This window comes from Embleya sp. NPDC020630, from assembly GCF_044334985.1.
In the GTDB taxonomy this organism is placed as follows: Bacteria; Actinomycetota; Actinomycetes; order Streptomycetales; family Streptomycetaceae; genus Embleya.
In genome coordinates, this window is sequence record NZ_JBIRUB010000004.1 from 616,077 (window position 1) to 641,666 (window position 25,590).

The 25,590-nt window shown below is 71.9% G+C and carries 16 protein-coding genes, 4 tRNA genes and 1 pseudogene; 13 read left to right on the forward strand and 8 right to left on the reverse strand.

Features of this window, described 5'->3' with window-relative positions; all coding sequences use genetic code 11:
- From ACH4XV_RS18745 to ACH4XV_RS18765, 5 genes and pseudogenes are all read left to right on the forward strand, one after another.
- Window positions 1-414 (forward strand): annotated as a pseudogene (locus tag ACH4XV_RS18745) (hypothetical protein); the annotation flags it as partial.
- A gap of 288 nt (window positions 415-702) precedes the next feature.
- Window positions 703-775: transfer RNA gene (locus ACH4XV_RS18750), tRNA-Gly, on the forward strand.
- A 49-nt stretch (window positions 776-824) separates the two neighbouring features.
- Window positions 825-898: transfer RNA gene (locus ACH4XV_RS18755), tRNA-Cys, on the forward strand.
- Window positions 899-934: 36 nt separating this feature from the next.
- Window positions 935-1,006, forward strand: a tRNA-Val gene (locus tag ACH4XV_RS18760).
- Window positions 1,007-1,038: 32 nt separating this feature from the next.
- A tRNA-Val gene (locus ACH4XV_RS18765) sits at window positions 1,039-1,110 on the forward strand.
- Between the two features lie 48 nt (window positions 1,111-1,158).
- Here the strand turns inward: ACH4XV_RS18765 and ACH4XV_RS18770 are convergent.
- Entirely contained in the window at window positions 1,159-2,148 is a 990-nt protein-coding gene (locus ACH4XV_RS18770; RefSeq protein WP_395791058.1) for a helix-turn-helix transcriptional regulator, read from the reverse strand.
- A 104-nt stretch (window positions 2,149-2,252) separates the two neighbouring features.
- Between ACH4XV_RS18770 and ACH4XV_RS18775 the strand changes: the two genes are divergently transcribed.
- Window positions 2,253-3,842, forward strand: coding sequence for an MFS transporter (locus ACH4XV_RS18775; RefSeq protein WP_395791060.1), 1,590 nt, complete (start codon window positions 2,253-2,255; stop codon window positions 3,840-3,842).
- A 77-nt stretch (window positions 3,843-3,919) separates the two neighbouring features.
- On the opposite strand, the gene ACH4XV_RS18780 is transcribed toward ACH4XV_RS18775, so the two are convergent.
- On the reverse strand, window positions 3,920-5,743 hold the full coding sequence (locus ACH4XV_RS18780) for an MDR family MFS transporter (RefSeq protein ID WP_395791062.1): 1,824 nt from the start codon (window positions 5,741-5,743) through the stop codon (window positions 3,920-3,922).
- Window positions 5,740-6,180, reverse strand: a complete 441-nt coding sequence (locus tag ACH4XV_RS18785; RefSeq protein ID WP_395791064.1) for a MarR family winged helix-turn-helix transcriptional regulator — start codon at window positions 6,178-6,180, stop codon at window positions 5,740-5,742. The genes ACH4XV_RS18780 and ACH4XV_RS18785 overlap by 4 nt, the downstream gene beginning before the upstream one ends.
- Before the next feature lie 1,657 nt (window positions 6,181-7,837).
- Here ACH4XV_RS18785 and ACH4XV_RS18790 point away from each other — a divergent pair.
- The 4 genes from ACH4XV_RS18790 (at window position 7,838) to ACH4XV_RS18805 (ending at window position 13,822) form a co-directional block, all read left to right on the forward strand.
- Window positions 7,838-9,094: a CaiB/BaiF CoA transferase family protein gene (locus ACH4XV_RS18790; RefSeq protein ID WP_395791121.1), complete on the forward strand. Its 1,257-nt coding sequence runs from the start codon at window positions 7,838-7,840 to the stop codon at window positions 9,092-9,094.
- A gap of 144 nt (window positions 9,095-9,238) precedes the next feature.
- Window positions 9,239-10,696 carry an OB-fold domain-containing protein gene (locus ACH4XV_RS18795; RefSeq protein ID WP_395791066.1) on the forward strand — a complete coding sequence of 486 codons (1,458 nt, stop codon included), beginning with the start codon at window positions 9,239-9,241 and terminating at the stop codon, window positions 10,694-10,696.
- A gap of 2 nt (window positions 10,697-10,698) precedes the next feature.
- Entirely contained in the window at window positions 10,699-11,892 is a 1,194-nt protein-coding gene (locus tag ACH4XV_RS18800; RefSeq protein ID WP_395791068.1) for an acetyl-CoA acetyltransferase, read from the forward strand.
- A 289-nt stretch (window positions 11,893-12,181) separates the two neighbouring features.
- Window positions 12,182-13,822 carry a PP2C family protein-serine/threonine phosphatase gene (locus ACH4XV_RS18805; protein ID WP_395791070.1) on the forward strand — a complete coding sequence of 547 codons (1,641 nt, stop codon included), beginning with the start codon at window positions 12,182-12,184 and terminating at the stop codon, window positions 13,820-13,822.
- 228 nt (window positions 13,823-14,050) lie between these two features.
- On the opposite strand, the gene ACH4XV_RS18810 is transcribed toward ACH4XV_RS18805, so the two are convergent.
- Window positions 14,051-15,469, reverse strand: a complete 1,419-nt coding sequence (locus ACH4XV_RS18810; RefSeq protein WP_395791072.1) for a hypothetical protein — start codon at window positions 15,467-15,469, stop codon at window positions 14,051-14,053.
- A gap of 449 nt (window positions 15,470-15,918) precedes the next feature.
- On the opposite strand from ACH4XV_RS18810, the gene ACH4XV_RS18815 reads away from it, so the two are divergent.
- Window positions 15,919-16,806: an aminoglycoside phosphotransferase family protein gene (locus ACH4XV_RS18815; protein ID WP_395791074.1), complete on the forward strand. Its 888-nt coding sequence runs from the start codon at window positions 15,919-15,921 to the stop codon at window positions 16,804-16,806.
- A 63-nt stretch (window positions 16,807-16,869) separates the two neighbouring features.
- Here the strand turns inward: ACH4XV_RS18815 and ACH4XV_RS18820 are convergent, their stop codons facing one another.
- Together ACH4XV_RS18820 and ACH4XV_RS18825 are read right to left on the reverse strand one after the other, a co-directional pair.
- Window positions 16,870-17,352, reverse strand: coding sequence for a hypothetical protein (locus tag ACH4XV_RS18820; RefSeq protein ID WP_395791076.1), 483 nt, complete (start codon window positions 17,350-17,352; stop codon window positions 16,870-16,872).
- A gap of 224 nt (window positions 17,353-17,576) precedes the next feature.
- A complete protein-coding gene (locus tag ACH4XV_RS18825; protein WP_020557813.1) occupies window positions 17,577-17,780 on the reverse strand; it encodes a cold-shock protein in 204 nt (67 codons plus the stop codon).
- Between the two features lie 797 nt (window positions 17,781-18,577).
- Here ACH4XV_RS18825 and ACH4XV_RS18830 point away from each other — a divergent pair.
- Together ACH4XV_RS18830 and ACH4XV_RS18835 are read left to right on the forward strand one after the other, a co-directional pair.
- Window positions 18,578-19,960, forward strand: coding sequence for a hypothetical protein (locus ACH4XV_RS18830; RefSeq protein WP_395791077.1), 1,383 nt, complete (start codon window positions 18,578-18,580; stop codon window positions 19,958-19,960).
- Between the two features lie 209 nt (window positions 19,961-20,169).
- The gene (locus ACH4XV_RS18835) at window positions 20,170-21,852 is read left to right on the forward strand and encodes an acyl-CoA synthetase (protein WP_395791079.1); all 1,683 of its coding nucleotides are present in this window, start codon (window positions 20,170-20,172) and stop codon (window positions 21,850-21,852) included.
- 102 nt (window positions 21,853-21,954) lie between these two features.
- Here ACH4XV_RS18835 and ACH4XV_RS18840 read toward each other — a convergent pair whose 3' ends face one another.
- Both ACH4XV_RS18840 and ACH4XV_RS18845 read right to left on the reverse strand, forming a co-directional pair.
- A complete protein-coding gene (locus ACH4XV_RS18840) occupies window positions 21,955-23,496 on the reverse strand; it encodes an acyl-CoA synthetase (protein WP_395791081.1) in 1,542 nt (513 codons plus the stop codon).
- 141 nt (window positions 23,497-23,637) lie between these two features.
- Window positions 23,638-24,489, reverse strand: a complete 852-nt coding sequence (locus ACH4XV_RS18845) for an oxygenase MpaB family protein (RefSeq protein ID WP_395791123.1) — start codon at window positions 24,487-24,489, stop codon at window positions 23,638-23,640.
- Window positions 24,490-25,590: the final 1,101 nt, after the last annotated feature.

Below are 25,590 nucleotides of genomic sequence, written 5' to 3' on the forward strand. Positions count from 1 at the left end.
ACCGTCGTGCCGGCCGTGGAGGCCGAGTCGGTCGAAGCGGCCACAGCGGTCGCGCCGGCCGTTGAGGTCGAAACGGCTGATGCGGCGACGGCCGTCGCACCGGCTGCCGAGGCCGAAGCGGCGACAACCGTCGTGCCGGCTGCCGAGGGCGATGCGGCGACTGCCGTCGTGCCGGCCGTGGATGTCGAGGCGGCTGCCGTGGGGGCGTCCGGCGAGCCGGTTTTGTTGGGGAAGTCGAGCGCGGGCGGGTCCGATGTGGTGGCGGGTGAGGCTGGGGCTTCCGAACTGCCGCAGGTTCCCGCTCAGTCGCCGGCTACGGCGGTCGATCGTGCGTCCGACGCGAGCGCGGACGAGGTGCCGGCTCCCTCGGGTCCGGTGGATGCACCGGCGCCCTCCGGGGAGCGGCGCGGGTGATCTCGGGGTGCCCGGCGCTCGCACGATGGGGCGCGGGGTCCGGCCGCCGGGTGCACAGCGGCTGAACACCTGCCGTCGTGACGGTGGTCCAACGCGCCGGGCGACTTCCCCGTCGGCGCTCGCCGAAGGCCGGTTCGAACCCTCGCGGTTCGGGCCGGCCTCGGTCGTTTTCGCAGGTTGCGCGGGTCGCGCGACGGGGTGCGCGGGGAATCGGTTTTTGTGATGGCCCTCGGATCCGCTAAAGTTCTCAACGTCGCCGGGACGCGGAAGCGCAGCCCGGGTCGACAAGCGGACGTGGCTCAGTTGGTAGAGCATCACCTTGCCAAGGTGAGGGTCGCGAGTTCGAATCTCGTCGTCCGCTCGGAAGAAGTAGAGGAATGTGGTGGGCAACCACTATGGTTCCTTCACTTGGTGGAGTGGCCGAGAGGCGAGGCAACGGCCTGCAAAGCCGTCTACACGGGTTCAAATCCCGTCTCCACCTCCAAGAGAACCCGGGCCTGGTGCCGAGGGTGATCTGCCCGCGCGATTAGCTCAGCGGGAGAGCGCTTCCCTGACACGGAAGAGGTCACTGGTTCAATCCCAGTATCGCGCACGCCGCACAACCGTCGTACCGCTACATCACCCGCGCGATTAGCTCAGCGGGAGAGCGCTTCCCTGACACGGAAGAGGTCACTGGTTCAATCCCAGTATCGCGCACGGGCAGTACCGAAGGGCCGGAGGATCTCGATCCTCCGGCCCTTCGGCTTACCTCGGCGGATGTTCGTGCGGCGGGCTCGGTACGAAGTCGGGCGCGGCCAGCCGGGCCAGTCGCTCGCGCGTCGGCTCGTCCTGCGGCACGTAGACGCTCATCCGCTGGCCCGGTGAGGTGGCGAGGTCGGTGGGCATCCCCCGCACGTGCAGCACCCCGACGTCGCGGTGGCGGAAGAGTTTGGTCCGGGTGCGGGTGAGCGAGACCGGATGGGCCGCCCAGGTCGTCGCGAACTCGGGACTGGCGTCGATCAGTTCGTCGACGAACGCGGTCCACAGCGGATCGCCGACATTGCGCGCGTAGCTGCCGCGCAACACGCCGACCACGCCCGCGCACTCCTCCCGCCACTCGTGGAAGGGGTTGCAGCACGCGGGCCGGGTGAACAACTCCCAGATCACATTGCGCCGCTGCCTCGGCGCCGCCACCAGGCTCGGGAACATCCGGGCGTAGAGCGCGTTGTAGGCCAGCACGTCGTAGCGGCCGTTCAGCACCACCGCCGGCAGCGTGGCGAAGTCGTCGAGGACGGTCTGGGCGTCCGAGTCGACCTCGTCCTCGGCGCGCAGCGTGGCCAGGCTGGGCACGCAGGCCAGCCGCTTGACGTGTTCGTACTCGACGGCGTCGAGCCGCAGCGTGCGGGCGATGCCGCCGATGACCTGGGCGCTGACGTTGATCAGGCGGCCCTGTTCGAGCCAGGTGTACCAGGTCACCCCCACGCCGGACAGTTGTGCGACCTCCTCGCGGCGCAGCCCGGGTGTGCGGCGCCGGCGGCCGGCGGGCAGGCCGACCTGTTCCGGGCTGATCCGCTCGCGTCGGCTGCGCAGGAAGGCGCCCAGCTCGGCTCGGGAGGCGGCGCGTTCGGGGCGGACGTATTCCGGCGCGGCGCGCCCGCCGTCGGCGATCGGAGCCGCTGCCGGCCCGATCGGCGGGTCGACCCGCTGCGGGGCGGCCGGGCGGTGGGTGGCGTCGGTGCGCGGGCTGCCGGTCATCCAACCATCCTGCGCCGATCGTCGCCTCGATTGCCAGGTGCCTGGTGATACCAGGATAACCAGGCTACTGGTCCGGGTACCCGGCGCCGGGCAGAGTCGCTGCCATGAACGATACGGATGTGAAGTCGGGCGGCGGCGCCCGGCACGGGGACGGGGAGCGGGTGACGACGCCGGCGGCCGGGGTCCTCGGATCGACCGCTCCCGACGAGGGAGGCTCCCGGGCGTCGACCGCCCGGGAGCGGCGACGGGCGGCGAAGGGCCTCCGGGAGGGCGGGAATCGGGTCGGGGGCGCGGGCAAGCTGCTGCTCGTGGTGCTGGTGGCCGGGCAGTTCATGGCGGTGCTGGACTCCTCGATCGTCAACGTGGCGGCTCCGGTGATGCGTTCGGACCTGCATGCGTCGGGCGCCGGGCTGCAGTGGGTGATCGCGGGCTACACGATCGTGTACGCGATGTTGCTGATCACCGGATCGCGGCTGGGCGCGATCTTCGGGTACGGGCGGGCGTACCTGGCCGGGCTCGGGTTGTTCACGGTGGCCTCGCTGGCCTGCGGGCTGGCCGGTTCCACCGGGGAGTTGGTGGCGTTCCGGTGCCTACAGGGCGCGGGAGCCGCGTTGTTGGTGCCGCAGGTGCTGACGCTGATTCAGCGCCGGTTCGAGGGACCGCGGCGGACGGCGGCGATGGGGCTGTACCAGACCGCGATAGCCGGCGGCGCGGTCGTCGGGCAGATCGTGGGCGGGGTGCTGGTCGACGCGGATCTGTGGGGCACGAGTTGGCGGCCGGTGTTCCTGGTCAACGTGCCGCTGGGGGTGTTGTTGCTCGCCGTCGGGTGGCGTGCGCTGGGCGGCGACCGGCCGGGGCCCGACGAGCGCCCGGGCTGGGGGCGGCTGGACGTGCCGGGCGTGCTGGTCTTGGCGCCGGCGATGTTGGCCCTGGTGGTGCCACTGGTGATGGGGCACGAGCAGGGCTGGCCGGTGTGGGGGTGGCTGGTGCTCGCCGCGGGGCTGGTCGGAATGGGCGCGTTCGCCCTGGTGGAGCGCCGGGTGTCGGCCCGCGGCGGGTCGCCGCTGGTGCCGGGCGCGGTGTTGCGCTCCCCCGGGCTGCTGTCGAGCGGGATCATGCTGCTGGTCGGGGTGGCGAGCTACAACGGCTTCCTGTTCACCCTCGCGCTGCACCTGCAGTCGGGGCTCGGCGACAGTCCGCTGCGGGCCGGTCTGACGTATGTGCCGTGCGCGCTCGGGTTCGCCGTCTCCGGGTTGTGGTGGGGGCGGTTGCCCGAGCGAATTCGGGCGCACCTGGGATATCTGGGCTTCGCGCTGGTGTCCGTCTCGTACGTGGGCATGGCGGCCTCGGTGCACGGCGGGCGGGACGGCGGCGTGGCGCTCGCGGTCGGCCTGGCCGGGATGGGCCTGGGTCAGGGCGCGGTGCTCGGGCCGCTGATGTCGAGCGCGCTGGGGCGGGTGCGGCCCGAGTACGCGGGTGACGCGAGCGGGGTACTGGTCACGCTGATGCAGTTCGGCGGCGTGGTGGGGGTGGCCACGTTCGGCACCATGTTCCTGTCCATGACGGGCGCCGGTGCGCACGCTTCGGCGCACGCGGCGGTGCTCACTTTCGTGGTGCTGGCCGTGGTGAACCTGGGCGTGGCGCTGTGGGTGGGACTCGGCATGGTGCGCCGGCGGGCGGGTCGGCTCGCGTGAGCCGGCGGTGTGCCCGTACCCGAACGTGTGTGTGCCGGACGGACCCGGTCGGGTCCGTCCGGCACACACAAACGGGGTCAGTCGTTCTCGGGCCAGCGTCTGCCCGCCGCGCGGCGGGCGTCCTGTTCGGGTGAGCTCTGCGCTCGGGCGGCCGCGCCGGAGCCGGTCGCGGCGGGCTCCCGGGACGCCTCGGCGTCGGCGGCCCCCTCGGCGGCGCGCTCCGCCTCCTCGGCGGCCTTCGCCTCCAGGCCGGACATGGTGCGCAGCGGCACTTCCTTGATGAAGAAGACCAGGAAGAACGCCACCGCCATCACACACGCCGCGATCAGGAACACCAGCTGCATCGCCTCGGAGAAGCCCTCCTTGAACGGCGCGGCCAATCTCGGGTCGAGGTGCTGGATGAACGACGAGTCGCTGAGCACGCCGGAGCCCTGCGCGCCGCCGGGACCGGGATGGCGGACCATCTCGATCACCGGCCCGTTGGCCGGATCGGCGAGCACGGCGGGGTCGGAGAGCGCGGACTTGAACGCGGGTGTCTGCGCGTCGCGGGTGAACGCCTCGGCGATCTCCCCGGAGACGTTGCTGAACAGCACGGACAGGAACACCGCGGTACCGGCGGTGGCGCCCATCTGCCGGAAGAAGGTGGCCGCCGAGGTGGCCACGCCCATGTCCCGGGGCGGTACCGCGTTCTGCACCACCAGGATCAGCGTCTGCATGCACTGACCGAGGCCGATGCCGAGCAGGACCATGAACATGCTGGTGGTCACGAGGGAGGTGCCGGCGTCGACGTAGAGCGCGAACAGGCCCATCGCTATCGCCGCGATGCCGGTGCCGAGGATCGGGAAGATCTTGTACCGGCCGGTCTTGGAGGTGATCTGACCGGACAGGATGGACGAGCCCATCATGCCGACCATGACCGGGATCATCAGCAGGCCGGCCTTGGTCGGACTGGCGCCCTTGACGATCTGGAAGTATTGCGGGATCAGCATGAACCCGCCGAACATCGCCATGCCGAAGATGACACCGATGAGCGACGCCAGGCTGAAGATGCGGTCGGAGAACAGGCGCATCGGGATCAGCGCGTCCTCGCCCATGCGGCGCTCGACGAGGATCCAGCTGATCACGCCGACCGCGCCGATCAGGTAGCAGGCGAGCGAGACTCCCGAGCCCCATCCCCATTCGCGGCCCTGTTCGGCGACGATCAGCAGCGGGACCACACCCATGGCCAGGGTGATCGCGCCGAACCAGTCGATCCGGTGCGGCCGGCGGGTGTGCGGGATGCGCAGCACCTTGCCGACCACGAGCAGGGCGACGACGCCGACGGGCACGTTGACCAGGAAGACCCAGCGCCAGCCCGCGATGCCCAGGATCTCGTCCTGGCCCGCGAAGAATCCGCCGACCAGCGGTCCGAGCACGCTGGAGGTGCCGAAGACGGCGAGGAAGTAGCCCTGGTAGCGGGCACGTTCGCGGGGCGCCACGACGTCGCCGATGATCGCGAAGGCGAGCGACATCAGGCCACCGGCGCCGAGGCCCTGGAGCGCGCGGAAGCCGGCCAGCTCGTACATCGAGGTGGAGAACGTACAGGCGGCCGAGCCGACCACGAAGATCGTGATGGCCGCGAGGTAGAACGGTCGCCGGCCGTACAGGTCGGAGAGCTTGCCGTAGAGCGGCGTGGCGATCGTCGAGGTGATGAGGTAGGCGGTGGTCGCCCACGCCTGCTGGCTGAGCCCGTGCAGGTCGTCGGAGATGGTGCGGATCGCGGTGGAGACGATCGTCTGGTCGAGCGCGGCGAGGAACATGCCGGCCATCAGGCCGTACATGATCGTCATGATCTGACGGTGGGTCAGGCCGCTGTCTCCCGCTGCGGGCTGTGGCCGGACCTGCGGTTTCGTGTCGGTCATGCGGTGGGGCCTTCCGGCGCGCCGGGCGCGGCGTCGCGCGCCGGCGCCTGTTCGCGTTCGAGGTCGTCGTTGAAGCGGGCCAGGAGGTGTACGAATGTCCGGCGTTCGTCGGTGGACCAGTCGCGGGTGACCCGATCCAGCTCGGCCTGGCGGCGGCTGCGGTACACCTCGAACGCCTGCTCGCCGGTGTCGGTCACCGCGAGCAGCGTGCCGCGGCCGTCGTTGGGGTCCGGGCGGCGCTCGACAAGACCGCGTTGGACCAGTGAGGCGATCTGTCGGCTGACCGTGGACACGTCCAGGTAGGTCATCGCGGCCAGGTCGGTGACCCGGCGGGGTCCCTCCATGACCAGATAGGCCAGCAGCAGCCGGTCTCCCCCGTCGGGAATCGGACCGCTTTCGGCGCGACTGCGCGCCTTGGCCGCGGCCGTGAGCCGCATGAGGCGCGCGAGTTCGCGTCCCAGTTCGTCGGGTGCGCGGCCGGCTGTCGGCTCGTCACACGGTGTCGTCGCGGTATCGATGACCGCCCCCCTTGTCGCTCGCCGTGCGTTATCTGCATGGCTCAACCAACAATACCGTGATTCGCCGTCGGGGCCGATTCGGCGGGGCGGGGCGAGGGCGCTTGCGCTGGCGCCGGGTGGTCGGCTAGTCGGCGGGGCCCGCGCGGGTGGACGCGGGCGGGAGCGGGGACGATACGGAGCTTGCGCGTGCGGGCGGCAGCGACCCCGGGCTCGTTCCGGGCCCAATGCCCGGCCCCGGGCGTGGGACGGACGAGGCGGTCGGACGACCGGTGCCGCTCGCGGGTGCCGTCGCGACCGCACCCGTCGGCCGCGCGCCGGCCGATCCGGGCTCGGCCCCAACCTCGGCCCCATCCACCGGCGCCGCCTTGCGCCCGGCTGCGCCCACCGGCGCCGGATTGCGACCGGCCGCGTCCCCGGGTGCCGAACCACGCCGGGTCGCGTCCCCGGATGCCGAGCCACGTCCGGTCGCATCCTCAGGTGCCGAACCACCCGAGGTCGCATCCTCGGGTGCCGAGCCATGCCCGGTCGCATCCCCGGGCGCCGAGCCATGGCCGGTCACGTCCCCGGGCGCCGAATCACGCCCGGTCACGCCCCCGGGCGCCGAGCCACGCCGGGTCGCGTCCCCGGGCGCCGAGCCGCGTCGGGTTGCGTCCCCGGGTGCTGATCCGCGCCCGATCGCATCGTCAGGTGCCGAACCGCGCCGGGTTACGTCCCCGGGTGCCGAGCTGTGCCCGGTTGCGTCCCCGGGTGCCGAGCTGTGCCCGGTTGCGTCCCCGGGTCCCGAACCACGCCCGGTCGCATCCCCGGGTGCCGGGCCGTGCCCGGTCGCATCCCCGGGTGCCGGGTCGTGCCCGGTTGCGGCGCCGGGTGCCGAATCGGGCCCCGTCGCGTCCGGCGAGCGCGAGGCGTTTCCGGTCGCGTTCGGGGGGTCGAGTGCCGGGTCGGGGAGTGGGGGTGTCTCGGGGGTCGGGGTGGGCGGCGGGGGCGTTGTGGTGGGGGGTGTGCGCTTTGTGGTGGGCTTTTTGGGGCTGGGGCGTTTGTCCGGGTCGCGGTAGCCGAGGTGGCGGAGTTCGTCGAGGGTCCAGCCGCCGGACAGGGCGTCGGACCAGGCCTGGAGTGCGCGTTGTTCGCCCGCCGCCGCGGCCTGGAGCAGGGGCTCCAACTCGGCGGTGGATGCGGCGAGTTCGCGGATCAGGTCGATGCGCCGGTCGAGCAGGGCACGGGCGGCCGACTCCGCGTCGCGGATCACAGCGTCGTCGATCATGCACGCACCGTAATGGGGTGGGGCTCACCTCGACCCGCCGACAAGCCGACGAGCCCTCGCACATCACCCGAACCGGGCGCCCCACGCGAGTGCGTGACGAGCGGCACGGAACTCGACCCATGCTCATCTGACTGCCCGTCAGCTATGGTGACGAGGTGCCTGTCTCGCGACTATTGGGCACTCGTGCGAGGTGCCCTGTCGGCGCCGCGCCGAGGGTCCGAGTGCCGGGGCCGGCCGCACGGCTGCAGCAGGCTCGGCCGGCCGGCCGACCGCGCGGCACATGTACGACCGCACGACAGGGAGTGAGTGACCATGCGCTTGGGCGAGGTGGCAGGCGCCGACCTGCAACGCTTCGGAAAGCCGCTCGACGGGATCCGGGTCCTGGCCATCGAACAGATGCAGGCGCTCCCCTACGCCACCCAGATGCTGGCCCGTCTGGGCGCCGAGGTGGTCAAGATCGAGTCGCCGGGCGTCGGCGAGTCCGGGCGCGCCGCGCTGCCGACGATGACCGATCCGCTAGGCCGCAACGTCGGCGTCACCTTCCTGCGCAACAACCTCGGCAAGCGCAGCGTGACCGTCGACCTCAAGCATCCCGAGGGCCGCGAGATAGTGCTGCGCCTGGCCGAGAAGGCGGACATCGTCTGCGAGAACTTCAAGCCCGGTACGGCCGGCCGGCTCGGCCTCGGCTTCGAGGACATCGCGGCCGTCAATCCGCGCGCGATCTACCTGTCGGTGTCCGGCTTCGGCAACACCACCGAGTCGCCCTACGCCTCCTGGCCCGCGTACGCCCCGGTCGCCGAGGGCATGGCCGGCCTGTACGACTTCAAGCGGGACCCGAACACGGCGCCCGTGGTGTCCCCGCTCGGCGCGCTCGGCGACTCCGGCTCGGCGCTGTTCGCGGTGATCGGGGTGCTCGCCGCGCTGCGCCACCGCGATGCCACCGGCGTCGGCCAGTACGTGGACATCTCCATGTTCGACGCCATGGTCGCGCTCAACGACGCGGGCATCAGCTACTGGTCGATGGGGCTCAAGGACCCGGGCCTGGCCCCGCTGATCAACCACTCGTTCCGGGCCTTCGACGGCTACTTCCTGATCCAGTGCGCCCGTCCGCACATGTTCGCGGCGCTGGCCGACCTGGTCGGGAAGCCGGAGTGGCGCACCGATCCCCGGCTGGGCGGGCCGCAGGCGTGGTTCGACCACATCGAGGACATCCTGCGCCCCGGCATCGAGGAGTGGGCCGCGGACAAGTCGCGCCTGCAGGCGTGCGCGGCGCTGAGCGGCGTCGGGGTCGCGTCGGGGCCGGTGTACAACCCGGGCGACGTAATCGACGACGAGCACGTGCGCAATCGCCACATGCTCGTCGAGATGGAGCGCACCGACGGGGAGCCGGCGCCGATCCTGTCCCCGGGCAACCCCGTCAAGCTCTCCCGTGTCGCCGAGGGTCCGGAGAGCCGGGTGCCGTGGGTGGGCGAGCACACCGCCGAGGTCCTGGGCACCGAACTGGGCATGTCCCGCGAGGAGATCGACCGACTCGCGGCCGCCGGGGCGATCGGACTGGAGACGCCGTAGCCGACGGCCCGACCACTGGGCACCGTGGCGGCAACCCGGACACCCGGCGCCGCCACGGCACCACGCAGCAACCGAGCAACCCCTGCAACCCCAGTAACCCCAGCAACGCGACGAACCCGAGTGGAACGAGGCGGAAGCGGAGAAATGACGACTGACGGAACCGCAGTTTCGACGGGACGCGGCATCCTCGGATACGGGGCCTACCTGCCCTACCGGCGCCTCGACCGCAAGACCATCGCCGCCGTGGCCGGCACCGGGGGCGGCAAGGGCACCCGTACGGTCGCGTCCTTCGACGAGGACACCACCACCCTGGGCGTCGAGGCCGCCCGCAACACGCTGCGCGCCACGCCCGGGGCCGACCCGCGCGCGCTGCTGTTCGCCACGGTCGCCCCCGCGTACACGGACCGCACCAACGCGACGGCGATCCACGCCGCGCTGCGCCTGGACGGGTCGGTGCCGGCGATGGACGCCACCGGCTCGGTGCGCTCCGCGGCCGGGCTGCTCCGGCTCGCCCTGACCGGCGCCGACAGCGCGCTCGTGGTCGGCGCGGACATCCGGGTCGGCCTGCCCGGCAGCCCCGACGAGGCGGCCGGCGGCGACGGCGCCTCCGCGCTCCTGGTCGGCGGCCCCGCCGACGGCCCGGTCCTGGCCGAGTACCTGGGCGGCGCCGCGGCCACGGCCGAGTTCGTCGACCGCTGGCGCACCCCCGGCGACGTGCGGTCGAAGCTGTGGGAGGAGAAGTTCGGCGAGAACAACTACCTCGCCGCGGGCCGCCGGGCCTGGACCGACGCGCTCAAGGCCACCGGCCTGACCGCCGACCGGGTGGACCACGCGGTGATCGCCGGCCTGCACGGGCGCGCGGTCGCGGGCCTCGGCCGCCGACTCGGGCTGCGCGAGGGGGCGCTCGGCGACGACCTCTCGGGCACCGTCGGCAACACCGGCGCGGCGCACCCGGGTCTGCTGCTGGCCGCCGCGCTGGAGGCCGCCGCGCCGGGCGCGGTGATCGCGCTGGTCGTGTTGTCCGACGGCGCCGACGTGTTCCTCTTCCGCGCCGGCGACGCGCTCGCGGCCTACCGGCCCACCCGCACGGTCGCCGAGCAGGTCGCCGGCGGCGCGCCGCTGCCGTACGGGAAGTACCTGGCCTGGCGCGGGCTGCTGCCGGTCGAGCCGCCGCGCCGCCCCGAGCCCGCGCGTACCTCGTCCTCGGCCGCGGTGCGCTCGGTGGACTGGAAATACGGCTTCGTCGGCGCCCGGGACCGGGAGAGCGGCGCGGTGCACCTGCCGCCGCAGCGGGTGTCGATGACCGGTGGCAACGTGGACGACATGGAGCCGGTGCCCACCGCCGATGTGCTCGGCACGGTCAAGACGTTCACCGTGGACCGGATGGCCTACTCCCCCAGCCCGCCCGTGGTGTTCGCCGTCGTGGACTTCGACAACGGCGGCCGGCTGCCGATCGAGTTGACCGACATGGACGCGAGCGAGGTCGCCATCGGGGACCGGGTCGAGCCGACCTTCCGCCGGCTGGGCACCGCCGACGGGATCCACAACTACTTCTGGAAGGCCCGCCCCGTGCGGACCGCCCGAGCCGCCGAGGAGGCATAGGCATGGGATCGCACGGCATCAAGGACCGCGTCGCCATCGTCGGGATGGGCTGCACACCCTTTGTCGAACACTGGGACCGGGGCACCGACGACCTGCTGATCGAGGCGACCGCCGAGGCGTTCGCCGACGCGGGCGTGCGCAAGGAGCAGGTCGACGCGTACTGGCTGGGCACCGCGCAGTCGGGCATGTCCGGGCTGACCCTGGCCAAGCCGTTGCAGCTCCAGGGCAAGCCGGTCACGCGCGTGGAGAACATGTGCGCGACCGGGTCGGACGCGCTGCGCCAGGCCGCCTACGCGGTCGCGTCCGGCGCGTACGACGTGGCCATGGCGGTGGGCGTCGAGAAGGTCAAGGACGGCGGGTTCCAGGGCCTGAACGCCTTCCCGATCCCCGGCGACGGCACCGCGCGCACCCTCACCGCGGCGGCCATGTTCTCGATGGTGGTGCCCGCGTACGGCGAGAAGTACGGGGTCTCCGAAGCGGAGATGCGCGAGGTGCTCTCGCACATCGCGGCGAAGAACCACTACAACGGCGCGCGCAACCCGCGCGCGCAGTTCCGCAAGGAGATCGCCGCCGAGAAGATCTCCACGATGCCCAAACTCGCCGGGCAGCTGGGCGTGTTCGACTGCGCGGGCGTCGCGGACGGCGCGGCGGCGGCGATCGTGGTCCGGGCCGAGGACGCGCACCTGTACACGGACAAGCCGCTGTACATCAAGGCGCTGTCCCTGGTGGCGGGCAACGGCTCGGGGGTGATCGACCCGGAGTACGACTACACCACGTTCCGGGAGATCGCCGCCTGCGCCGAGGACGCGTACCGCCAGGCCGGGATCACCAATCCGCGCGAGGAGTTGGCGATGGCCGAGGTGCACGACTGCTTCACGCCGACCGAGCTGGTCCTGATGGAGGACCTGCGGTTCGCCGATCGTGGCACCGCGTGGAAGGACGTGCTGGCCGGCGCGTTCGACCTGGACGGTCGGCTGCCGGTCAACCCGGACGGCGGGCTGAAGAGCTTCGGGCACCCGGTGGGCGCGTCCGGGCTGCGGATGATGTTCGAGGCGTGGCTGCAACTGCGCGGCGCGGCGCCGGCGGAGCGGCGGATCCCGGCGGACGGGCGCAAGTTGGCGTTGACGCACAACCTGGGCGGGTATCCGGGCGACATGGTGTCGTTCATCTCGATCCTGGGGAACGAATTGGGCTGATCCGCGCGGCGGCGGGGTCGACGCCGCGGACCGGTGCCCGGCGTCGCGACACGCCGTGTCGCGACGCCGCTGTTCGAATCCGGTCGGGTGGGGTGTCCGGTTCTGTTCGCGTGGCCCGCAAGGGGCTCGATCGTGGTCGCGATCGAGCCCCTTTCGCCATCTCCGGACAGCCGAAATGGGCAATCCGCCACAAGCATGCCGGTTACCGTGGTTTCATCCGCGTCCGGGCCTTTGATGTGCGACAGTTCATTGCACCCCTGCCAGGTCATGTCCGGAGGAGCGCGAGCGGATGCGCGAACGGCCCGAACACCCCGTGGACGCAGCCGCCGAAGCGGAGCCGTCCCGGTGGCGTGCGCACATCGGCCGGATGCGGGCCGAACTCGACGCCCTGCGGCGCGAATTCGGCTCCGGCGCGGGACCGGGCGGCCTGCCGGGCCCGATCCTCGCGGGTGAGGATCCCGCGACCGGCGAAAACGCGTATCGGCGCGGCCTGCTGTGCGATCTGCTCGCGGGCAGCCTCGGACAGGCGGCGGAGTACCTGGCCCGCCTGAGTCCGGACATCGACGACTCCGAGCACCGGCAGGCGGACGATCCGGGGCTCGCGGCCTGTACGCCGGCGCGCAGCGCGATGCGACCGTCGGATGTCGGGCCGGCGGCGCCCTTCACCGCCTCCACCACCTTGACGCCCTTCACCGTCGACGACGTCGAGGACGCCGCGCTGCCCTGGCGGCACCTGCGCCGGTTGTTCGTCGAGCCGGATCCGAGCGGCCTGCTGCCCGAGCAGCGCGGAACCGGCGCGTCGCGCGAGCCCGCACCCGGCTCGGGTCCGGTGGCCAGCGCCGAGTGGCATCTCGATCGCGACGACGTGCGCTGGTCGGCGGAGATGTACGCGCTGTTCGACCGGGACCGGGCGCTGGGACCACTGCCGCTGGCCGCGTTGGCCGAGCACGCGGCGGCCGAGGACCGGGCGTTCGTCGCCGACCTGGTGCGTGAATTGCTCGAACAGGCGAACGGCGTCGAGGGCGAGTTCCGGATCGTACGCCGCGACGGCACCCGGGTGTCCGTGCAGTTCGTCGGCGAGCCGGTCCTCGACGCCGACGGTACCCCGCACGCGATCTGGGCGCTGTTGCGCGACATCACCGAACTCCGACGCACCCAGCAGGCGTTGACCGAGACGCGGGCGCAACTGCTGGCCCAGCGGCGACTGTTGCGCTCGGAGCATCGCATCGCCGCCGAGTTGCAGCGGGTGGTGATGCCGTGGTGGACCCGGCCGATCGAGCTGCCCGGGATCGAGGTGGCCACCCGCTACTTTCCCGCCGAGCAGGACTCGAAGGTGGGCGGCGACTGGTACGACGCGCTCGCGCTGCCGGACGGGGACGTGCTGCTCGCGGTCGGCGACATGTCCGGGCACGGGGTCGCGGCGGCGTCCGGGATGACCACGCTGCGCGGGGCGCTCCAGGGGGTGGCGATGACGGGGGCGGGTCCCGCCGCGATGCTGGCGGCGCTGAATCGGATCGTGGTGCATACGCTGCCCGCGGACAAGGTGGCCACCGCCGTGTGTGCGCGATTCGCGCCGGCGACGCGGGTGTTGACGTGGGCGCAGGGCGGGCATCCGCCGCCGCTGCTGTACCGGGAGGGGGCCGGGCGGGCGCTGGCGGCGCCGTTCGGGGTGTTGCTCGGCGCGTTGGACGAGCCGGAGTTCGTCGAGGACCGGGTCGAACTCCGGTCCGGGGACGTGCTGTTGATCTTCACCGACGGGCTGGTCGAGCGACGTGGGCGCGGTACGGAGGAGGCGGTCCGCGCGCTCCTGGGCCTGGGGCCGCTGGTGCTCGGGGCGAGCGCGCGGACGTGCGTGGACGTGGTGCTCAGTCGGCTGGGGCACACCCGGTACGAGGACGACGCGTGCGTGATGGCGATGTGCGTGCGGTGAGGGTCGACGGTCGGGGACGGGCGGGCGGTGGCGGTCGGTCGTCGGGGCGTGGCCCGAGCGGTGTCGCCCCTGCCGGGTAACGCCCCCGCGCGGTGACGGCCGCCCGCCGGGTGACACCCGCCGTGCGGTGACGGGCGCGCGTCGGGAGACGGCTCGTCGAGCGGTGTGGGGTGACCCGTCGAGGGCGGTCGACCGATCGGTGGCCGGCCGGGTGGTGGTGGGGGGCGTTCAGGTGCCTTCGGCGAGTTCTCGGCGGAGCGCGTGTACCTCGGGGACGTCGCGGTAGCGGTCGGTGAGTCTGCGCAGCACCTCCAGGCGGTCCCAGGTGCGCTTGGAGCTGACCTCGCCGGCCGCGCGGACCGCGAGCCGGGCGTGGTGCGCGCCCCGGTCCGGTTGGCCGTCCAGAAGGCATGCCGAGGCCAGCGAGATCAGGTCGAAGGTCTTCGCCCGCTCGTGGCCCCTGGTGCGCAATTCCAGGGCCTTCTCCGCGTGTTCCTGCGCGCGTCCGGCCGCCGTCGGGTCCACCTCGGCCAGCGTGCGGTACACCAGCGCCTGCATGCCGTGCAGTTCGGCCGAGTCGAAGAAGGCCACCCAGTCCGGGTCCTGCTCCGGGCGCGACCGGCCGAACTCGGCCTCGGCCCGACCCAGCGTGCGCCGACAGTCCGCGGCCCGGCCGAGCGCGGCCTGCGCCCACGCCTCCACGGTGTGGAACATCGCGCGGGTGGTCGCGCCCGCCCGATCGCCCGCCGTGCGCTGCGCCAGTTCGATCAGCGCGAGCGCGTCGGCCGGGCGCTCCAGGTGCACCATCTGCCGCGCCGCGCGCGACAACGCCTCGGCCGCGCGTGGGAGATCGCCCGCCTCCCGGGCCGCGTGCGCCGCGATCACGAAGTAGTTCTGCGCGGTGGGGTCGAGTCCCACGTCGTGCGACATCCAGCCGGCCAGCGCGGCGAGGTTGGCCGCCACGTGCCACAGCCGGCGGGTGACCGGCAGCGGGTTGGGATAGGTCAGCAGATTGCCGACCTCGTTCAACTGGCCGATCACCGCCTTGCGTTGCAGCCCGCCGCCGCGATCCGCGTCCCAGGTGCGAAAGACCGTGACCGCGTTCTCCAGCGCGGTGACCTCCTCGGCGCCGATCGGGCCGGCGTCCGCGAGGCCGTAGGACACCGGATCGGTGGGCGCGCCGCGCGGGTTGGGCACCCCGAGCCCCGGGCTGAGCCAACGATCGAAGTTGGCCACCAGTGCCGGACCGGCGACCAGCGCGAACCCGCCGCCGGTGAAGCCGTGCCGGTTGAGCATCAGGTCCATGCCGGTGAACTCGGTCAGCGCGGTCACCGTACGGTCCGTACTCCACGGCAGGTCCTCTTGGACGACCTGCGCGTTGTGCCGGGGGCGGCCGGTGAGGCCGAGGTCCTCGGAGGTGACGACACGCCCGAGCCGCTCGGTGAAAAGCGCGGCCAGGACCCGGGGAACCGGGTCGCGCGGACGCTCGCCGTCCTCCAGCCAGCGCCGGACCCTGGAGGTGTCCGTGGCAAGCTGGGGATGACCCATCGCGGCGGCCCGCCGGTTGACGAGTCGGGCGAGTTCGCCCTTGGACCACCCGGTCAGGGCGAAGAGGTCCACCAGTTTGGTGTTGGGTTCCCGGCGCATTGCAAACCGCCCGTTGATGTGGGGACCGTGGCTCGAAAGCGTCCTCGGGAGGCCGCCTGCCGGACCGAGGCTAGCCGGGTCCGGAGCAGCCGGCTCCGATTCGCCAGGGTTCGCCAGGGTGCGCCACGTGGATCACCACCCGGATTCGGGAGTGTTGTGGATGGTGGATCCGGCACGTGGGCCCCACCCGTCGCGCGGCCGGATTCGCCCCTCGGCAGCGCAGGAAGGTTTACATGTCATCCACGACGTCCACCACCCCGGGCCGCTCGACCACCCCAGGATCCGCCGCCTCACGACCGGGCATTCCCGGGCCGAACAGGCGTATGCCCACCGGTGGTTCGGCACCCGCCGGCACGGTGGCGGCGTCGAACACGGCGATCTCGGCGAACGCCGCGGTCGCGACCGGCGCGGCCGTGGCCGCCGGTGGAGCGGGCCCGGGAGTACCTCGTATGGTGCAACAGGGTCCGGGTCCGGAGGCGGTCGCCGCGCTCGCCGCGCGGGTGTGTCCCGGCTTCACCGCCGGAGCGGTGCTGCGGCGCACGCCGCGCTCGTTGTTGCTGTCCGGCTCGGTCGGGCGCGGCCCGGTCGTGGTGAAGTACCTGACCGACCCCTCGCCGCACTGGCTCCAGCGTTTCCGGCACGAGGTCAACGCGTATCGCACGTTCACCCGCCAGCGGCCGCCGGTGCGGGTGCCGAGGCTGATCGCCGCCGATCCCGAGCGGCGCATCCTGGTGATGGAACACGTGGCCGGCCGGCCGGCAGCCAACGAGCGTCATCCGGGCACCGCGCTGGCCCGGGCCGATGTACGCGCCGTCCTGCACACGTTCGCCACCCTGAACCGGTGGAAGCCCCCGCCCGGGTCGTTCCCGCTCGCGTTCGACTACCCGGCCCGGGTCGACCGGTACCACAAGCTGGGCCTGCTCACCGATCGCGACGCCGGCGACCTGGCCCAGCTGCTTCGCGGCCTCAGCCGGGTGCCCGCGCAGTTCTGCCACGGCGACGCGGTGTTGTCCAACGTGCTGCTGACCGCGCAGGGCGCGGCGCTGGTCGACTGGGAGTCGTCGGGCTACCACCTGCCCGGCTACGACCTGGCCGTGTTGTGGACCCTGCTGGCCAGGGATCCGATGACCCGCCGGCAGTTGATCCAGACCGCCCAGCAGACCGGCTCGCCGGCGCGCGACGCGTTCCTGGTCAATCTGATGCTGGTGCTGGTCCGGGAGATCCGGCTCAACGACGTGGGTCCGGTCGGCGAGGAGCAGCGCCGGTTGTTGCGCCGGCTGCACGACGACTGCGGGATGGTCCGCCGAGCGGTGCGCGCGGCGATCGGCACCCGGTAGCGCGGACCCGCGGGCTCGCGGTGCGCGATGCTGCCCGCCCCGCGAGCCCGCGACCCTGCGGCCTCAGCCGCCGAAGGTGCCCGCGTCGATCGGCTTGAGGAGTTGGAAGACGTCGTCGGTGATCGGGCGATCCCAGGTCACGATGCGCACCAGGACGTTGTCGCTGCGGTCGAACTCCACGCAGGCGAGCCGACCCTCGGCGTACTTGACCTTGCGCACGATCAGCAGGTCGTCGCCGAGCATGATCGGGGTGTCCTCGGTGGACAACTCCTCCGGCATCTCCTCGTGGCCGAGGGCGGCGACGAGTTGCTGGGCCTCGATCCGGCCGACGCCTTCCTCCCGCGCGGGCGAGCCGGGCGGCAGGTTGCCGATCAACATCGCGGGGCCGCGGTTGGCCAGCAGGTCGTAGCGGACGAAGATCCCCTGGCAACTGCCGTCCTCCCCGGGCAACATGGCCACGACCACGGAACCGGGCCAGTCCCCGAACGGGATGGCGAGAACGTCGAAATCCGGCCCGGACGGGGGGCGGCGGCGCAGGAAACCCATACAGACATGCTAGTGGGCCCCCAACGTGCCGCCGGCCACACCCACCGCCGCACGCGCGCCGGTCGCGGCGGGGCGGCTTCCGGCAGCCGGGCCGCTGCGGCATCGAGCGGGGCGGGGCACCCTACCCGCCGGGAATCGGCGTCGGAAAAGCCCCAAGGCCCGCACCCTGCACGGGCGCGGGCCTTGCTAGGTCTGCGGTCCGTTGCCGGAGCCGCGGGACCGATTCAGAGCGGGCGAACCATCTCGGCCTGCGGGCCCTTCTGACCCTGCGTGACCTCGAACTCCACGCGCTGGTTCTCCTCCAGCGAACGGTAGCCGTTCGTCTGGATGGCGGAGAAGTGGACGAAGACGTCAGCGCCGCCGTCGTCCTGCGAGATGAAGCCGTAGCCCTTGTCGGCGTTGAACCACTTGACCGTACCGGTGGCCATGTCTTGATTCCTTCACGTAACCCACGGACACCACACCTCGTGATGCCCGGGTCGCGAACCGTCGAGTGGTCCCACTCCCCGCGTTACCCCGGGATGCCCTCGCTGTGAGGAGCGAAAAACGCCCACGGCTGTTGATGTCCGCAGGCGTTGGACGTGCGAGGGAACTACATCTACTGCTGCAACCGCGGACAACGCTACATGCCAAAGACTGCTCCGCAACAGCCCTTCGCAGTGCGAATCCGCCCGTCACCAAAGCGGTTAACGGGGGGCATAGCCGGCACACGCCGCACGGTTCATCCGCGTGGGTGACACAACTGGGCGCAACCGAGGGCTGACCAAGCGTCAGTCACGCGCACGCTCGGGGCGGGGCGCGCAACCGCACAAAACGCACGCCGACGGAGCGCACGCCGGCGGAGCAACGGAGCGAAGGGGCGCGCCGAAAGCCCCCGAAGCGCAGCCGGCGGAGCCGGGGGGCACCGTCGAGCCGAGGGGTCGGGCGGGAGCCGGGGCCGGCAGGTTCGGCGGGGTCGGGGCGGGCCGCAGTCGGGTTCAGGGTCGGCGGAATGGGGCCAGGATCGGGGTCGGCCGGACGGGGGCCGGGGCCGGAGGGTGCGGGGACTCGGGCGGCACGCGGGGGCGCGAGAGTCGAGGGGCGAGGGGGCCGGGCTCCGAAGGGGTCGTGGGGATCCGTCGGAATCGCTCGAACGCCCTTCGGGCACACGGATGTTCACGTGATTTTCGTGTCCGCGCCATCGTTTTCCCGTTGGGCCTTCGCAGCCCGTGCCTACCGTTTCGTCATGGCTGCATCGACTGCCCCGCCTGCGCCCCCGGCCCCCGCGTATGTGCCCTCGCCAACGCAGGTCGCGCCGGTTGCGCCGAGTTCGGACGGGGCGGTGGCCCGAATACCGCTGCGGCTGCCCCGGGGGCTGCGGCCGGTGGGGGCGGTACCGGCTCGGCTGTACGGGTTCGTGGCGCTTGTCCTGACCGGCATCGTCGTACTCGCCACCGGGATCGCGGTCGGCACCGGCAACGCCAGGTCCGGCCTCGACGAGGTCGCGCACACCTCGGCCCCCCGCGCGCGGGCCGCGGCCGACCTGTACTTCGCGCTCGCCGATCTGGACGCGCAGGTGGCCAACGTGCTCTTGGTCGGCTCCGACGAGCAGATCGGCAACCGGCAACTGGCGCTGCGGCAGATGCGCCAGCGGCGCGCCTCCGTCACCGAGAACATCCAGAAGCTCGCCGCGGGCGGCGCCTCCTCGCGGACGGTGCAAGCGCTGATCGACGGGCTCGGCAAGTACGACGCGTATGTCGCGCAGGCCCGCCTGGAGGACGATCAGGTCGAGAACCGCGCCATCGCCCGCCCGCCGGTCGTCGCGCTCAACTACTTCGTGAACGCCACCTCCCTCCTGCACGACGAACTGCTGCCGGCCGCCGAGGCGCTCGGCCGCGGCGCCGGCGAGAAGCTGGCCGCCGACGCGGACGCGGACCGTACGCACGCGCGCTGGGCGGCGCTGGCGATCGGGCTCGTCGGCCTGGTGCTCGTGGTGATCCTGATCGTCGGCCAGGTCTGGTGGGCCCGCCGCTTCCGCCGGGTGGTGGCGCCAGGGGTGGCCGCGGTGACCATCGCGGTGGCCGCGCTCACCGGCACGGCCGCCGTTCTGTTCACCGACCACGCGTCCCGGCTGCGCGACGCGGAGACTCAGGCGTTCGATCCGTTCCTGACGCTGGCCCGGGCCCGGGCGACGGCGTCGGAGGCCAACGCGGACGAGAGCCGGTTCGTGATCCTGCCCGAACGTGCCCGGGCGTACGGCCAGGCCTTCAAGGACAAGTCGATCGAGCTCGACAAGGCCGTGCCGAACCGGCAGGTCGCCACCCGCTTGGAGGCCTTCCGGCGCGACGATCAGGCACTGCGGGCGGCGGTCGCCGGAGGCCGGCTGGATGTCGCCGTCGGGCTGGCCACCAACGTCGGTCGCGGCAACCTGGCCTTCGACTTCTACGACTACCAGACCGCGCTGGCCGTGGCCGCGGAGGCGGAGCACACCGACTTCGAGAACCGCACGGACGACGCCGCCGACGCGCTGACCGGCTGGCCGTGGGTACCGATCGGGGTCCTCGGGGTGTGCGTGGTCCTGGTCCTGGCGAGCGCGCGACCGCGGCTGCGGGAGTACGCGAAGCGCTGAGCCCACGCCCGGCGGCGGTCGCGGCGGTCGCGGCGCGCGAGCGTAGGCGGCCCGTACCGTGGGGGCCGGACCGACCCGCACGGCGCCGCCGGCTCATATCTTTGCCACAGTCAAGTGTTGGCGACGGTCGCGGGCATCACAGTTTCCCGAGGGCCTCCAAACGATATTTCCTCTGGAATATCGACCGGCCCACGCCTTACGCTCCGCCCATGGAATTCAACCTTGCCGACCTCTTCGAGCGCGCGGCCGGGGAATACCCCGAACGCGAGGCGATCGTCGCGAACGGTGAACGCCGTACATATGCCCTTCTGGAGGAACGGGCGAATCGCCTCGCCCACCACCTTCAGGACTCCGGGGTCCGGCCGGGCGACCATGTCGCGGTCTACGCCTTCAACATCATCGAATGGGCGGAGGCGATGCTCGCGATCTACAAGATCCGAGCCGTCTGCATCAATGTGAATTTCCGTTATGTCGCGGACGAGCTGGCCTACCTCCTCGACCAGGCCAAGCCCGTCGCCATGGTCTTCCAGCGCCAGTTCACCGGGCGGGTCGCCGAGGTCGCGCCCAAGGTCCCCTCGCTGCGCCACCTGCTGGTGGTCGAGGACGGCACCGAGGGCGGCGCCGCCGACCCGGTCACCGCGGAGTCCCTGGGCGCGCTGCGCTACGAGGACGCGCTGGCGGCCGGCTCCCCCGCCCGCGACTTCGGCCCGCGCTCCGGCGACGACCTGTACCTGCTGTTCACCGGCGGCACCACCGGTCTGCCCAAGGGTGTGGTGTGGCGTCAGGAGGACGTCATCTTCGCCCTCGGCGGCGGCATCGATCCCACCAACGGGCAGCGCATCTCGCGGCCCGAGGAGATGGTCGAGAAGGGCCGCAACGGGCAGATGACCACCTTCCCGATCGCACCGCTGATGCACGGGGCGACCCAGTGGGGGGTGCTGCAGAACCTGTCCAAGGGGCACCGTGTGGTGCTCATCGACAAGTTCGACGCGCACAGCGTGTGGGAGCGGGTCGAGGCGGAGAAGGTCAACGTCGTCCTGATCACCGGCGACGCGATGGCCCGTCCGCTCCTGGAGGCCCTGGACGAACCGCGCGACGGGCGCGCGGCGTACGACCTGTCCGCCCTGTTCGCCCTGTCCTCCAGCGCGGCGCTGTTCTCGCCGTCGCTGAAGGAGGAGTTCATGGAGCGCCTGGGGATCGTGGTCAGCGACGCGATCGGCGCCTCCGAATCCGGCGCCAACGGGGTCGGCGTCGCGGTCAAGGGCCAGACCGAGCAGCAGAGCGGGATCACCGTCAAGGCGGTCCCCGACTCGGTCGTGCTCGACGAGGACCTGAACCCGCTGCCCGCCGGCGTGGTCGGCCGCCTGGGCCGCAAGGGCAACATCCCGCAGGGCTACCTGGGCGACCCGGTCAAGACGGCCGAGGTCTTCCGCACCGGCCCCGACGGCACCCGCTACGTGGTCCCGGGCGACTACGCCCGACTGGAGGGCGACGGCCGGATCACCCTGCTCGGCCGCGGCTCGGCGACGATCAACTCGGGCGGCGAGAAGATCTTCACCGAGGAGGTCGAGGGCGCGGTCAAGGCCCACCCCGAGGTCTACGACGCGATCGTGGTCGGCATCCCGGACCCGCGCTGGGGCCAGACGGTCGCGGTCGTCGTCCAGCCCCGCGAGGGCCGCACCCCGAGCCTGGCGGCGATCCAGGAGCACTGCCGGACCAAGATCGCCGGCTACAAGGTGCCCAGGGTGATGCGCGTGGTCGAACAGACCCAGCGCACGCCGACGGGAAAGCCGGACCTGCAATGGGCGCTGGCGATCGCGTCGGCACCGGAGGAAAACAATTCCGCTTCCGCTTCCGACTCCCCTTCCGTCTCGCCTTCCGCTTCCGGATAGACCCACTACTGCCGTCGCCGCGACCCGAAAGGTTCGCGGCACGAAAATGAGACGCCGAATACACCGCCCGGGATTTCCCGGGCGGTGTATTCGTATATCGGCTCAGACCGCCCGCTCGCGCCCCTCCCAATAGGGATCCCGAAGTCGCCGCTTCTGCAACTTCCCATTCGGATCGCGCGGCATCGTCTCGACGAAGTCCACGCTCCGGGGCCGCTTGTAGCCGGCCACCTGTCCGGCACAGAACTCGAGCAGTTCCTCGGCCAGGGCGGGACCGGCCGCGAAGCCCTCGTTGGCCTCGACGACGGCCTTGACCTCCTCGCCCCAGTCCTCGTGCGGGATGCCGAACACCGCCACGTCGCCGACGGCCGGGTGCCGCAGCAGCGCGCCCTCGATCTCGGCGGGATAGATGTTCTGACCACCGGAGATGACCATGTCGATCTTGCGATCGCGCAGGTACAGGTAGCCGTCCTCGTCGAGTAGGCCCACGTCGCCGACCGTGAACCAGTCGCCGATCCGGCCCTTGCGGGTCTTCTCGTCGTCGTGGTGGTACTTGAACGTCCCGGCCCGCATGAGCATGTACACGGTGCCGACCTCGCCGGCCGGCAGCCGGTTGCCGTCGTCGTCGAAGATGCCGATCTCGCTGATCGGCCAGGCCTTGCCGACCGTCCCGGGCCGATCCAGCCACTCCTGCGCGGAGCAGAACGTGCCGCCGCCCTCGCTGGCGGCGTAGTACTCCTCGACGCACGGCCCCCACCACTCGATCATCGCCCGCTTGACGTGCTCGGGGCAGGGCGCGGCGCCGTGCACGGCGTGCCGCAGGGACGACACGTCGTACTTGGCTCGCGTCTCCTCGGGCAGTTGCAGGAGCCGGTGGAACTGGGTCGGCACCATGTGCGTGGTGGTGACCCGGTAGCGGTCGATGAGCCGCAACATCTCCTCGGGCCGCCACTTGTCCATCAGCACCACGGCGTGGCCGATGTGCAGCGACTGCTGCGCGTGCTGGAGCACGGCGGTGTGGTAGAGCGGCGAGCCGACCAGGTGCACGTTGTCGTCGTACGGCTTGACGCCGTAGATCAGCAACGTGCCGCCGTAGCGGGCCTCTTCGGGCGAACCCCCGGACAGCGGCCGACGCACGCCGCGGGGGCGGCCGGTGGTACCCGATGTGTAGTTCATCGTCACGCCCACGCTGCGCTCGGTCGGGGGTTCGGCCGACTGCCCTTCGCTCAGCTCAGCGAACGCCCGAAAGCCCGGCACCGCCCCGACGGCGAACCGCGCCGCCGCCGGCACCCCGGCCTCCTCGGCCGCGGCCACGATCGTGCCCGCGAAGCGCTCGTGCCCGATCAGCACCTTGGCTTCGCTGTCGGCGAGGATCCAGGCGATCTCGGGACCGACGAGGTGATTGTTGACCGGCACCAGGTACATCCCGGCCTGCGCCGCCGCCATGTAGGCCACGATGTACTCGGCACAGTTCGGCAGGATCGCGGCGAACACATCGCCCGTCCCCAGCCCGGCCGCCCGCAGACCGTGCACGAGCCGGTTCGACGCGGCGGCCAACTCCCGCGCGGTCCACTCGGCGCCATCGGGATCCACCAGCGCGAGCCGGTCCGGATTGGCCTGCGCATGGGCCCAGAAGCCGTTCGCCACGTGCGGTTCCCTTCGAGCTGCCCGGTTACTTGACAATGTCTGACATTGTGACGGGAGCGGGCCCAGAAAGAAAGGGTGCCTTACTGATTCCTGACGAAGCCGGGCCGGGACGGGGGCTCGGTGCCCGGGAAGTCGGGTACCTCAGTCGCCGGAACCGAGCTTCGGCAGCCGGTCGGGCGACGGCTGAACCTCCGGACCGAGCCGTTCCATCGCCCCTCTGATGTGCGGCGACGGGTACACCGCACGAATCACGGGCGTCGCGGCCCCGACGACCCGACGCAGCACCTTGAGCCCGGGCCGAGCCACCACCGACGGCAGACCACGCGTGCCGTACAGCTCCTTGGCCCAGTCAGGCAACGCGGCGTACGCCAACTCGGCGACCTGCCGCCACAACACCTCACGGCCGAGCACCAACATCAACGGCACCGGCGGTCGCCGCAGGAAGTCGAACACGTCCTGCGCCTCGTCCGACATGGCGAGCTCGGGCCGAATCCCGTCGAAGTAACGATCGAGGTCGGCCGACGACCCGGGCACGTCGTCCGCGGCGAGCCCGACCAGTTCGGCCGAACGACGCTGCTCGTCGACGTAGCGATCGGCGAGCGCGTCGGTGAACGGGAACCCGGCCTGCCGGGCCACGGAGAGGTAGGACCCCACCTCGGCGCAATGTACCCAGCGCAGCAACTCCGGGTCGTCTATGCGGTACTTCTCCCCCGTGGCGGGGTCGACGGCCCGCAACCCGGCATGAATCCGCCGCACCCGGGTCCCGGCCCGCTCCGCCTCGACCCGGGTCCCGTAGGTGGTCACCCCGACGAAGTCCGCCGTCCGGAACAGCCGCCCCCAGGGGTCCTTCCGAAAGTCCGAGTTCTGCACCACGGCCCGCACCGCCCGAGGATGCAACGCCTGCAGGTAAAGCGCCCGCACCCCGGCCACCCACATCACCGGATCCGCATGCAACTGCCAGGTAACGGAGCCCGGCCCGAACAACCCGGCCACCTCGGACCCGTAGGCCGCCTTGGACCCATGGGCCGCCTCCGGCACACCGGCAACCTCGGACCCAGCCACCTCGTCAACGCCCCACCTCACGTCGCCCACCGACCCACCTTCCCGACCCCGACCCGAAACCCGAACCCCGCCTGGCTCTACGAGGGTACGACCCCGGCCGCACGCCCCCGAGCCCCGATTCGGTCGGGTCCGCCGAGGAGCCTTCCGGGGTGGGTCGAGTGATTCCGGAGCGCGTTGCGCCTTTGGCTGCGGGGGGCCGGTGCGGGGCCGGTCAGAGTCGGCGGGTGGGCCGCCGCCAGCGTGCGGGCTCCGAGGCTGGGGGCCTTCGGCGAGGCGGTGTATTGCTCACCGAAAACCGGCTGGCAGCAGGGGCGGGTGGGGGCTCGGGTCAAGTCCGCCGGCTAGCCTTTCCGAGTGGGTTGGGGGCGTTGAGGAGAGGGTCGGGGTTCGAAACCGGATCCCGAGACACCTCAAACCCTCCCACTCCGCACTGACCTGCGGTTTTCCCTCACACCGAGGCCACGACACCCCACGCCATCCGGTTTCGTGAACTCTCGCGGCTCATACATCCACCGCAGCTCGAAATGCCCCGCACGACCCACTCGGGAAGCCTCGCCGGCGGCCTCGACCCGAGCACTCACCGCTCCCCGCTGCCAGCCGGTTTTCCGGTGAGCAAGGCGCCGTCTCGTCGCAAGGCCCGGGTCTTGGAGCCCCGCACGCCGGCGGCGGCCCACCGGCCGACTCAGACCAGCCCCGCACCAGCCCACGCAACCAAGAGCGCCACGCGCGCCGGGAACGCCCGACCCACTCGGGAAGCCTCTTCGGGCGACTCGACCCGAGTGCCCTCCCGCCCCTGCTGCCGGCCGGTTTTCGGTAAGCAACGCGCCTGCCTCGTCGGGAATCCTCCGTCTCGGAGCCCCGCACGCCGGCGGTGGCCCACCACCGACACAGACCCGCCCCGCACCGGCCACCCGCAACCCGAAGCGCGACGCACGCCGGAAACGGGAAACGGTATCGGGAAACGCAAAAGGCCCGTCCCTTTCGGGACGGGCCTTTCACACGTAAATTCCGGCGGCGTCCTACTCTCCCACA

Excerpts from the sequence above, each read along its gene's own strand:
- ACH4XV_RS18770 (WP_395791058.1), bottom strand. The coding sequence starts at position 2,148 with ATGACCGGCAGCCCGCGCACCGACGCCACCCACCGCCCGGCCGCCCCG.
- ACH4XV_RS18775 (WP_395791060.1), top strand. The coding sequence starts at position 2,253 with ATGAACGATACGGATGTGAAGTCGGGCGGCGGCGCCCGGCACGGGGAC.
- ACH4XV_RS18780 (WP_395791062.1), bottom strand. The coding sequence starts at position 5,743 with ATGACCGACACGAAACCGCAGGTCCGGCCACAGCCCGCAGCGGGAGAC.
- ACH4XV_RS18785 (WP_395791064.1), bottom strand. The coding sequence starts at position 6,180 with ATGCGGCTCACGGCCGCGGCCAAGGCGCGCAGTCGCGCCGAAAGCGGT.
- ACH4XV_RS18790 (WP_395791121.1), top strand. The coding sequence starts at position 7,838 with ATGCGCTTGGGCGAGGTGGCAGGCGCCGACCTGCAACGCTTCGGAAAG.
- ACH4XV_RS18795 (WP_395791066.1), top strand. The coding sequence starts at position 9,239 with ATGACGACTGACGGAACCGCAGTTTCGACGGGACGCGGCATCCTCGGA.
- ACH4XV_RS18800 (WP_395791068.1), top strand. The coding sequence starts at position 10,699 with ATGGGATCGCACGGCATCAAGGACCGCGTCGCCATCGTCGGGATGGGC.
- ACH4XV_RS18805 (WP_395791070.1), top strand. The coding sequence starts at position 12,182 with ATGCGCGAACGGCCCGAACACCCCGTGGACGCAGCCGCCGAAGCGGAG.
- ACH4XV_RS18810 (WP_395791072.1), bottom strand. The coding sequence starts at position 15,469 with ATGCGCCGGGAACCCAACACCAAACTGGTGGACCTCTTCGCCCTGACC.
- ACH4XV_RS18815 (WP_395791074.1), top strand. The coding sequence starts at position 15,919 with ATGGTGCAACAGGGTCCGGGTCCGGAGGCGGTCGCCGCGCTCGCCGCG.
- ACH4XV_RS18820 (WP_395791076.1), bottom strand. The coding sequence starts at position 17,352 with ATGGGTTTCCTGCGCCGCCGCCCCCCGTCCGGGCCGGATTTCGACGTT.
- ACH4XV_RS18825 (WP_020557813.1), bottom strand. The coding sequence starts at position 17,780 with ATGGCCACCGGTACGGTCAAGTGGTTCAACGCCGACAAGGGCTACGGC.
- ACH4XV_RS18830 (WP_395791077.1), top strand. The coding sequence starts at position 18,578 with ATGGCTGCATCGACTGCCCCGCCTGCGCCCCCGGCCCCCGCGTATGTG.
- ACH4XV_RS18835 (WP_395791079.1), top strand. The coding sequence starts at position 20,170 with ATGGAATTCAACCTTGCCGACCTCTTCGAGCGCGCGGCCGGGGAATAC.